This window comes from Actinomadura sp. 6K520 (assembly GCF_004349245.1).
GTDB lineage: Bacteria > Actinomycetota > Actinomycetes > Streptosporangiales > Streptosporangiaceae > Spirillospora.
Genome location: NZ_SMLC01000226.1, coordinates 1 through 9,633, shown reverse-complemented (window position 1 = coordinate 9,633; position 9,633 = coordinate 1). Strand labels below are relative to the sequence as shown.

The following is a 9,633-nucleotide window of genomic DNA, read 5'->3' as shown; positions in this document are numbered from 1 at the left end:
GCGGAGCCCCCCATCCGAACCGGCGTGCCCGCCCCCGGGCCCGCCACCGCCGAGTCCGCGGTCGACCGCGCCCAGCAGCGCGCACGCGGAGCCGGGGACCCACTGTGTCCTTCGGGGTGAATCGGCCCGCCCGGCGGGCCGTAGGGCGGCTTCCACGCCCGAACCCGTCAGCTAACCCGGTAGGCGGCATGGAAGTCAGGAGATCCCCCGTGCCAGGCGCGCATCGCAGGAAGTCACCGGGCAGCAACCAGAAGACGACGGGCAGGCACCGCAGACCGGGCCGCCTCGCCCTCACATGGCGGACGACCGGCGGCGTGATCGTCGGCGCCGCCGTCCTCGGCACCGCCGCGGCCACCGCGCAGGCGTCGGTGCTGCCGTTCGGCTCCGCCCCCACCCAGGTCACCGCGGCCGACCTCGACGGCGGCCAGGGCCGCGGCGAGGGCGGCGGCAAGGACGGCGGCACCTCCTCGTCCAAGGACAAGGCCAGGGGCGGGTCCAAGCAGGCGAACCGGACCACGCCGAAGGACGCCGGCGGCCGTGCCGGCGGCCAGGCCGAGAACGACGAGCGCTCCGGGAACGAACGGCCGGAGTCCGGCAGCCCGGAGAAGCCGCCCGAGGACGCCCGCCCCACCGCCGAGGAGGCCATCGAACTCGCCCGCTCCCAGGTCGGCATCAAGGAGGACGGCAACGGCGAGACCAAGTTCAACAAGTGGTACATGGAGAGCCCCCGCGCCGCGGAGACCGTCGCTCGCGACGGTGGCTCCCCCCAGGGCTATGAAGACGCCCCCTGGTGCGACATGTTCATCTCGTGGATCGGCGACCAGCTCGGGTTCGCCGACCAGTTCGGCAGCGACGCTTGGACGGTCGCCCACGCCGAGTGGTTCCGGGACCAGGGCCGCTGGGGCACCGAGCCCAAGCCGGGCGCCATCGTCTTCTACGCATGGAGCGGCGGCAAGAGCCTCGACGACATCGTGCACATCGGCATGGTGACCAAGAAGGTCGACGACGGCACCATCGAGGCCGTCGAGGGCAACACCGACAATGCCGTCCGGGTCAGGGAACGCCCGACCCGCAGCGTCGTCGGCTACGGCTACCCCGAGTACAGGTCGTGACGGCCCCTCCTCCCCCGCCCGCTGCATAGGATCGCGCGCATGGAGGACGGTCCCGGGCATGGCGGCCCCGTCACACGCCGCAGGGCGCTCGCCCTGGGTGCGGGCGGGGCCGCCATGCTTCTGGGCGGCGGCGCGGCGCTCCTCGGCGCGCGTTCCGGCGACGACGGTCCGCGCCCCACCCGCGCGGAGGAGGATGCCGGGACATTCGATCCCGCGGAGGCCGCCGCCGTCCTCGCCAACCGCGCGCGTGCCGTGCGCAGCGGCGACCGGGCGGCGTTCCTCGCGACCGTGGCGTCCGCACCCGCCGCCTTCCAGGACGCCCAGTCCCGCATGTACGGCAACCTCCGCAAGCTACCGCTGGAGCGTTGGGAGGAACGCGTCGCCGTCCCGCAGGCCACGGACGGCGAAGCGGGTGCCGTGGTCGTCCGCGTGGAGGTGCGCCACCGGCTGCGGGGCTTCGACCGCGGCGACGTGGTCCGCACCCGCCACCTTGCCCTGACCCCCCGCTCCGGCACCTGGACGATCGTCGGAGACGGGTCGTCCCACGGCTTCGAGGACGACCCCGCCATCTGGGACAGCGGCGACCTGAAGGTCGCCAAGGGCCGTGCGAGCCTCGTCATCGGCGACGCCTCCGGGCTGGAGGAGATCGTCAGACGCCTCGACGCGGCCGTCCCCGCCGTCACCGGCGTCGTGGGCACCGGATGGGCGCGGCGGGTCGTCGCCCTCGTCCCCTCCGACGCGGGCCTTGCGTCCGCGCTCGCGGGCCCGGAGCAGCGCCTCGACGAGATCGCCGCCCTCGCCACCGTCACGCCGTCCGCCGGCGGAGCCCGGGGCGAGGACCGCGTCGTCATCTCCCCCGGCACCTTCGGCCGCCTCAACGACCTGGGGCGCGACGTGGTGCTGACCCATGAGCTGACGCATGTCGCCACCGGCGGCGCCCGCGACCGCACGACCCCGCTCTGGCTGATCGAGGGCTTCGCGGACTACGTCGGCTACCTCCGCACGAGGGTCGCCGCCCGGTCGGCGGCGGCCGAGCTGAGCCGCGAGGTGGCCGCGGGACGGGTCCCGTCCGCGCTGCCCCACGCGGACGCGTTCGCGGCCGGCTCCGCGCGCCTCTCCCAGGCGTACCAGGAGTCCTGGCTCGCCTGCCGGATGGTCGCGGGCCGGTACGGTGAGGCGACGCTCGTGCGGCTCTACCGGACCGCCGGGCGCGTCCCGGAGGCCGCGGCGCTGCGCGACGTGCTGGGGCTCACCCGGGACCGCTTCACCGCCCTATGGCGCGACTACCTGAAACGGGAGCTCAGTTGAGCGAGGCAGAGGCGGACGAGGGCCCGGCCGTGCCCGGTGCCGGTGGCGCGGAACACACCGGCCGGGACGGCCGGGAGGGGCCGGACGAGCTCGCTGGGCACGCCGCGCGCATGCGGCGCCCCCGGATCGCCGCCGCCGTCGCCGCGGCCGTGCTGTTCGCCGCGCTCGGCACCGTCATCGCCGTGACCACGCCCTGGAACCCGCTGCCCGGCCCGGTCCACGGCGGGCACGCGGAACCCGATCCGGCGCTGGACTTCTCCCCCGCGGAGATCTCCCGCTCCCACGCGTTCGACTCGGCCATCAACCCCCCCGCCTACGCGGGCCTCGTCGCCGGCCTGGCGCTGATACTCGCGCTGGGGCTCACCCCGCTCGGCGCCCGGTTCCTCGGCTGGGTCACCGCACGCACCCGCCACTGGGCCCTGCGCGTCGTCGTCGGAGCCATGGCGCTGACCGCGCTGCTGCGCGTCGCCGGGCTCCCGTTCCGCATCTGGCGCGAGTCGATCCTGCGCCGGTACGGGCTGTCGACGCAGAGCTGGCCCGAGTGGCTCGTGGACCAGCTCAAGTCCCTCGGCGTCACCTGGGTCATCTACGCGGTCGCCCTGCTGCTCCTGTACGCGGTCGTGCGCCGCTTCCCGCGCTACTGGTGGACGGGCGCCGCGGCCGGCGGGTTCGTCCTCGTCGTCCTGGTGTCGTTCATCTACCCGATCGCCGTCGAGCCGGTGTTCAACAGGTTCCACTCGCTCAGGCAGGAGCCGCTGCGCTCCGACCTGCTGGCGATGGCGGAGCGGGACGGTGTGCCCGTCACCGACGTCCTCGTCGCCGACGCCTCCCGCAGGACGACGTCGCTGAACGCCTACGTGTCCGGCTTCGGCTCCACCCGCCGCATCGTTTTGTACGACACGCTGCTGGAGTCGCCGCCCGCGCGCGTCGAGTCGATCGTCGGGCACGAGCTCGGCCACGCCAAGCGCAACGACGTCCTGTGGGGCACGCTGGTGGGAGCTCTGGGCGTCGCCGGGGCCATGTGCCTGCTGCACCTCCTGATGACCTCGCCGCGTCTCCTGCGTCGCGCGGGCATCGATCCCGCGGGCCCGCCGGCCGGCCGCCCCGGCGCCCGCGGCGCCGGGGCGGCCGACCCGAGGTCCATCGCGCTCGTCCTCGCGCTGGTGACGGCCGGGACGCAGGTCAGCGGCCCCGTCATGAACCTCGTCAGCCGGCACATCGAGGCCCGCGCGGACGTGCACGCCCTGAACCTCACCCGCGACCCGTCGACATTCGTGTCGATGCAGCACGAACTCTCCGTGCGCAACATCTCCGACCTGAATCCCGACGCCCTTGAGTACGTGCTGTGGATGAGCCACCCTCCGGGCCCGGAGAGGATCGCCATGGCCCGCGACTGGGCTCGCCTCAACAGCGTCCCGGAGCCGCCACCGCTGCGCTAGCCGGCACCGACCGGCCTTACAGATCAGTCCCCTCCGGCGCCGGGCTGGTCCGAGGTCCGGCCGCCCTCCCCGGCGGAAACGGTGGACGCGTCCTCGGGCGGGGCCGTCTTGACCGACCGCTTCAGGGCGCTTCCGTTCACCCAGTCCTTCCAGTCGGCCTGCCAGTAGCCCCAGCCGTTGTCCGTTTCGAGCTCGCGGTTCGAGCCGGTCACCACGATCGGGTCGCCGCGCTGGGTGAGGTTGAAGAACCACTTCGCGTTGGACGGGCTGACGTTGATACAGCCGTGGCTGACGTTCGAGCTGCCCTGGCTGCCCACCGACCAGGGTGCGCTGTGGACGTACTCACCGCTGTCGGAGATCCGCACCGACTTGTACACGGTCAGGCTGTAGCCGCCGGGGCTTCCCGGGCTGATCCCCATCCACGAGGACGTCATCGTGACGGGGTCCTCCTTCGACATCGCCAGGTGGACGCCGTTGGTGGTGGTGTACTTGCGCGCCCCGCCCTTGCCCATGCTCGTGGGGATGGTGCGGACCTTCTTGCCGTTGACCTTCACGACCATCTTGTGGGTGTCCTCGCCCGCCGTGGAGATGTGCGAGTCACCGACCTTGAAGCCGAGGGAGTAGTTCTTCCCTCCGTACACGTCGCCGCCGGTGCGCACACCGCTGAGGTGGGCGTCGAAGGTGACCCTGGTATGCGCGGGCCAGTACTCCTTCGTCCGGAAGACGACCTCCTGGTCGCCGAACCAGTGCCAGGCGCCCTCGACGGTCTTGTCGGCACGGACCTCCAGCGCCCGCTCGACCGCCGCCCTGTCCTTCACCGGGCGCTCGAACTGCATGACGATGGGCATGCCGACGCCGACGGTCTCCTTCTCGTTCGGCGCCTCGATCGTCACGTCGTTGGTCTTCTCCACCTCCGCCGTCGTGAAGCGGCTGGTGATCGTGCGCGTCCTGCCGTCCGCACCGAGCGCCGTCGCGCCGACCCTGTACGTCGCGCCCGGCTCCAGCGTCCAGCGGGAACGCCACACGGTCTTGTCGGCGTTCAGGCCCCCCTCCACCTGACCGCCCTCGGTGGACACCGTCACGTTCTCGATCGTGCCGCCGTGCGCCTGGACGGCGATGGGCTTCTCCGGCCCGTGCTTACCGCCGCCCTCGGGCGACACCGTGAGCCGTACCGCCTCGGCACCGTCCTTGTCGTCGCCTCCCGAGCACGCCGCGGCCCCCGCGACCACGCTCGCTCCGACGAGCACGGCGGCAGCGCGCCGCCCCCGGTCCCCCGGTCGTGAGCCACCCACCCGCATGTGGACCCCCCGGTCGTCCCACTGGGCGATCGACCCGCCTGCCCAGCCCGGTCGCTGGAACGGTGCCCAGTATGTGAAAGGGCCGGTACCCGCGAAATGCGGACACCGGCCCCTCATGGGGTTCTTTTACCGACTAGTGGGCGAAATGACCCCGGTAGTACTCGAAGACCAGACCGATCGTCGCCAGGAGCGCGGCGGCGACGCCGAACATGAACAGCCACCAGCCGAACACGATGCCGAGCGAGACGGTCGCCGCCGACAGCCCGATGTACAGCGGCCACCAGCTGTGCGGGCTGAAGAAGCCCACCTCGCCCGCCGCGTCCGAGATCTCGCCCTGCGGGTCGTCCTCGTACAGCGGGCCGTTGTTGGCCCGCTCAAGGCGCCGGATCGTGAAGTGGGCGTAGAACCCGATGAGCCCGGCGAGGCCGACGGCCAGCCCCAGCGCCGTGGTGCCGGTCCAGTCCTTGGACCAGAGCCAGTACACGACGTCGGTGGCGAGGAAGAAGAGCGCGGTCCCGTAGAACATGAACGCCTGGACGCGCATCGGCTACTCTCCCTTCGCCCCGGCGAGCTCGCCCCGGGCACCCACGTGCGGGTGGTGCAGGTCGAACGCCGGCCGCTCTGAACGGATCTTCGGAATGAAGTTGAAGTTGTGCCGCGGCGGCGGGCACGACGTCGCCCATTCCAGCGAGCCGCCGTAGCCCCACGGGTCGTCGACCTCTACCCGCTTGCCCCGCTTCCACGTGATGTACACGTTGTAGAAGAACGGCAGCATCGAGGCGCCGAGCAGGAACGAGAAGATGGTGGAGATCTCGTTCAGCGCGTGGAACTCCGCGGCGTAGTCGGCGTACCGGCGCGGCATTCCCGCGGCGCCCAGCCAGTGCTGGACGAGGAAGGTGCCGTGGAAGCCGATGAACAGCAGCCAGAAGTGGACGTGGCCGAGCCGGTCGTTCAGCATCTTGCCGGTCCACTTCGGCCACCAGAAGTAGAAGCCCGCGAACATCGCGAACACCACGGTGCCGAAGACGACGTAGTGGAAGTGCGCCACCACGAAGTAGGAGTCCGAGAGCTGGAAGTCCATCGGGGGCGACGCCAGGATGACGCCGGTGAGCCCGCCGAACAGGAACGTCACCAGGAAGCCCAGCGACCACAGCATCGGCGACTCGAACGTCAACTGCCCTCGCCAGATCGTCCCCACCCAGTTGAAGAACTTGATGCCCGTCGGGACGGCGATGAGGAACGACATGAACGAGAAGAACGGCAGCAGGACCTGGCCGGTCACGAACATGTGGTGCGCCCACACGGTCATCGAAAGCCCGGCGATGCTGATGGTCGCGAAGACCAGGCCGACGTAGCCGAACACCGGCTTCCGGCTGAACACCGGGAGGATCTCCGTCACGATGCCGAAGAAGGGCAAGGCGATGATGTAGACCTCCGGATGCCCGAAGAACCAGAACAGGTGCTGCCAGAGCAGCGCACCGCCGTGCGAGGCGTCGAAGATGTGCGCCCCGAGCTTGCGGTCGGCCTCCAGGGCCAGCAGCGCGGCGGCGAGGACCGGGAACGCCAGCAGGACCAGGACGGAGGTCAGGAAGACGTTCCAGGTGAAGATCGGCATCCGGAACATCGTCATGCCCGGCGCGCGCATGCACAGGATCGTGGTGATGAAGTTGACCGCGCCCATGATGGTGCCGAAGCCCGACATCGCCAGGCCCATCACCCACAGGTCACCGCCGACGCCCGGGGAGCGCACCTCGTCCGAGAGGGGGGCGTAGGCGAACCAGCCGAAGCTGGCCGCGCCGTTCGGGGTGAGGAAGCCCGCGATGACGATGAGGCTGCCGAACAGGAACAGCCAGTACGCCAGCATGTTCAGCCGGGGGAACGCCACGTCGGGCGACCCGATCTGCAGCGGCATGATGACGTTGGCGAAGCCGGCGAACAGCGGCGTCGCGAACATCAGCAGCATGATCGTGCCGTGCATCGTGAACATCTGGTTGAACTGCTCGTTGCTGACGACCTGGAGACCGGGCTCGAACAGCTCGGCGCGCATCACGAGCGCGAGCACGCCGCCGAACAGGAACATGAAGAACGACGTGATCAGGTAGAGGTAGCCGATCACCTTGTGGTCGGTGGACGAGAGCCAGGAGGCGAGGATCCGCCCCTTGCTCGTCCGCGGCGCGGCGATCGGTGCGCTCGGTGCGTGACTGGTCGTGGTCACTGGGCACCTCCCGCGGCCAGTGCGGCCTTGGAGTCGGCGATGAACTTGTCGTACTGCTCCGGCGGCACGACCTTGAGCTGGAACAGCATCCGGCTGTGGTCGACGCCGCAGAGCTCGGCGCAGCGGCCCTCGTAAGTGCCGTTCTTGGTGGCCGTGAACTCGAACTCGTTGACGAAGCCCGGCATGACGTCCTTCTTGTAGATCAGCGCCGGGACCCAGAACGAGTGGATGACGTCATTGGAGTGGAGCCTCACGCGAACCGTCTCGCCGGAGGGGATCGTCATCACGGGCTTGCCGGGGGCGGGGCCGTTCGGCGCCACGGGAACGCCCGTGACGGAGGCGACGGTCCGCTCCTTGCCGGAGGCGTCCTTCTCCTTGTAGTCGAACTGCCAGCTCCACTGGAACCCGGTGACGTCGACGACCACGGCGGGGTTGTCGCTGGTCGACTCGACGAAGTTCTGGTCGCGCGCGGTGAAGTAGAACAGGACCGCGATGATGACGAACGGGACCGCCGTGTAGAGGATCTCGATCGGCAGGTTGTAGCGGACCTGCGGCGGCAGGTCGTCGGAGCGCTTGCGGTGGAAGAGCACCGCCCAGATGATCAGCCCCCAGACGAGGACCCCGACCGCGAACGCCGCGATCCAGGAGCCCTGCCACAGTTGCAGCATGCGCTCGCCCTGGACGCTGATCGGCTCGGGCATGCCAAGGCGGCTGCCGCTGCAGGCGGTGGCGGACATCGCCAGCAGCCCCAGCGCACCGGCGCTTCTCAATGCGCGGCGACTGCGCACAGGCGTACGCCGCTCCCTAGAGCGGGTCGGACTCACGGAATGCCTTCCCCACGGTGAAAGCCCGGTCGGCCGGGCGGAGAGATCAGTTGTTACACGTGTGGTGGACACCCTAGCGTGAGGGTCGCGCACCCCCCCGATCGGGTGCCCGGTTAGTGTTCTAGCGTGGCCGAACCGAGCATTCCGGGCGCCTACTTCGACGCCGCGTCCACCGAGCCGCCGCACCCGGCGGCCCGGTCGGCGCTGCTGGAGACCATGGACGCGGCCTGGGCCGACCCCGCGCGGCTGTACGGGACGGCCAGGGGGACCCGCGTGCTGCTGGATCGGGCGCGCGAACGCGTCGCCGCCGTCCTCGGCGTCCGCGCGGACGAGCTGTCGTTCACCACTTCGGGCACCCAGGCGGTGCACCTGGCGGTCCTCGGGGGCCTGCGGGCGCGCAGCCGGGTCGGGCGCCACCTGGTCGTCGGCGCGGTGGAGCACTCCAGCGTGCTGCACGCCGCCGAGGCGCACGAGCGCGACGGCGGCGAGGTGACGGCCGTCGGAGTCGACCGCGCCGGCCGCGTGGACCCGGCGGAGTTCGCCGCCGCCCTGCGCCCCGACACCGCGCTCGCCTGCCTGCAGTCGGCCAACCACGAGGTCGGCACCGTCCAGCCCGTGGCGGAGGCCGCCGAGTCCTGCCGCGCGGCGGGGGTGCCGCTGTTCGTCGACGCCGCGCAGTCCCTCGGGCGGATGGACGTCCCCGGCGGCTGGTCGTTCCTCGCCGGCAGCGCGCACAAGTGGGGCGGCCCCGCCGGGGTCGGCGTCCTCGCCGTCCGCAAGGGCACGCGGTGGCGCTCGCCGCTGCCCGACGACGAGCGGGAGCGGCGCCGCGTCCCCGGGTTCGAGAACGTGCCGGGCATCGTCGCGGCGGCCGCGGCGCTGGAGGCGTACCGTGCGGACATGGCCGCCGACGCGCCGCGCCTCACCGCGCTCGTGGACCGCATCCGCGCCGAGGTTCCGCGGGCGGTCCCCGACGTGGAGGTGGTCGGCGACCCGGTCCGGCGCCTGCCGCACCTGGTGACGTTCTCGTGCCTGTACGTGGAGGGCGAGGCGCTCCTGACCGAACTCGACCGGCTGGGTTTCGCGGTTTCCTCCGGTAGCTCGTGCACGGCGGATACGCTGCGTCCCAGTCACGTGCTGGAGGCGATGGGAGTGATCACCCATGGGAACGTCCGGGTATCGCTGCCGCGCGGCACCCGTTCGGCGGACGTCGACCGGTTCCTCGCCGAGCTCCCGGGCGCCGTCGCCCGGCTGCGGGGGACGGCGATGAGCACGCTCGACACGGCGAACACCCTTGAGCCAGGGAGGCGGTCGCGCCCATGAGGTTCCGAGGCCGCGGCAAGGGCGCGGCGTCCCCCGAGGCGGCAGCTCCCCCCGCCCTGTCTCTTGTACACATCTCCGCGCCCACGAGACCATAACAAAATCCTTATCCCGGCG

The 9,633-nt window shown here is 71.3% G+C and carries 8 protein-coding genes and 1 riboswitch; of the genes, 4 read left to right on the top strand and 4 right to left on the bottom strand.

Going from position 1 to position 9,633, the window contains the following annotated elements; translation table 11 throughout:
• Positions 1-58: 58 nt before the first annotated feature.
• A riboswitch (cyclic di-AMP (ydaO/yuaA leader) is annotated at positions 59-201 on the top strand.
• An 8-nt stretch (positions 202-209) separates the two neighbouring features.
• From E1289_RS33715 to E1289_RS33705, 3 genes are read left to right on the top strand one after another with little or no spacing between them, the layout of a single operon-like run.
• The gene (locus E1289_RS33715; RefSeq protein WP_243713323.1) at positions 210-1,112 is read left to right on the top strand and encodes a CHAP domain-containing protein; all 903 of its coding nucleotides are present in this window, start codon (positions 210-212) and stop codon (positions 1,110-1,112) included.
• 39 nt (positions 1,113-1,151) lie between these two features.
• Positions 1,152-2,420: a hypothetical protein gene (locus E1289_RS33710; RefSeq protein WP_131987562.1), complete on the top strand. Its 1,269-nt coding sequence runs from the start codon at positions 1,152-1,154 to the stop codon at positions 2,418-2,420.
• Positions 2,417-3,859, top strand: coding sequence for a M48 family metallopeptidase (locus tag E1289_RS33705; RefSeq protein WP_243713322.1), 1,443 nt, complete (start codon positions 2,417-2,419; stop codon positions 3,857-3,859). Before E1289_RS33710 ends, E1289_RS33705 begins: the two co-directional genes overlap by 4 nt.
• A gap of 23 nt (positions 3,860-3,882) precedes the next feature.
• Here the strand turns inward: E1289_RS33705 and E1289_RS33700 are convergent, their stop codons facing one another.
• The 4 genes from E1289_RS33700 to coxB form a co-directional block, all read right to left on the bottom strand.
• A complete protein-coding gene (locus E1289_RS33700; protein WP_243713321.1) occupies positions 3,883-5,106 on the bottom strand; it encodes an Ig-like domain-containing protein in 1,224 nt (407 codons plus the stop codon).
• Positions 5,107-5,290: 184 nt separating this feature from the next.
• Positions 5,291-5,701 (bottom strand): cytochrome c oxidase subunit 4, encoded by a 411-nt coding sequence (locus tag E1289_RS33695; RefSeq protein ID WP_131987558.1) that lies wholly within the window; start codon positions 5,699-5,701, stop codon positions 5,291-5,293.
• A gap of 3 nt (positions 5,702-5,704) precedes the next feature.
• Complete coding sequence (gene ctaD / locus E1289_RS33690) at positions 5,705-7,372, bottom strand: cytochrome c oxidase subunit I (protein ID WP_131987556.1); 1,668 nt, start codon at positions 7,370-7,372, stop codon at positions 5,705-5,707.
• Entirely contained in the window at positions 7,369-8,142 is a 774-nt protein-coding gene (gene coxB / locus E1289_RS33685) for a cytochrome c oxidase subunit II (protein ID WP_243713320.1), read from the bottom strand. Before coxB ends, ctaD begins: the two co-directional genes overlap by 4 nt.
• Before the next feature lie 180 nt (positions 8,143-8,322).
• Here coxB and E1289_RS33680 point away from each other — a divergent pair, with 180 nt between their 5' ends.
• Positions 8,323-9,519 (top strand): cysteine desulfurase family protein, encoded by a 1,197-nt coding sequence (locus tag E1289_RS33680; protein ID WP_131987552.1) that lies wholly within the window; start codon positions 8,323-8,325, stop codon positions 9,517-9,519.
• Positions 9,520-9,633: the final 114 nt, after the last annotated feature.

Excerpts from the sequence above, each read along its gene's own strand:
- E1289_RS33710 (WP_131987562.1), top strand. The coding sequence starts at position 1,152 with ATGGAGGACGGTCCCGGGCATGGCGGCCCCGTCACACGCCGCAGGGCG.
- E1289_RS33695 (WP_131987558.1), bottom strand. The coding sequence starts at position 5,701 with ATGCGCGTCCAGGCGTTCATGTTCTACGGGACCGCGCTCTTCTTCCTC.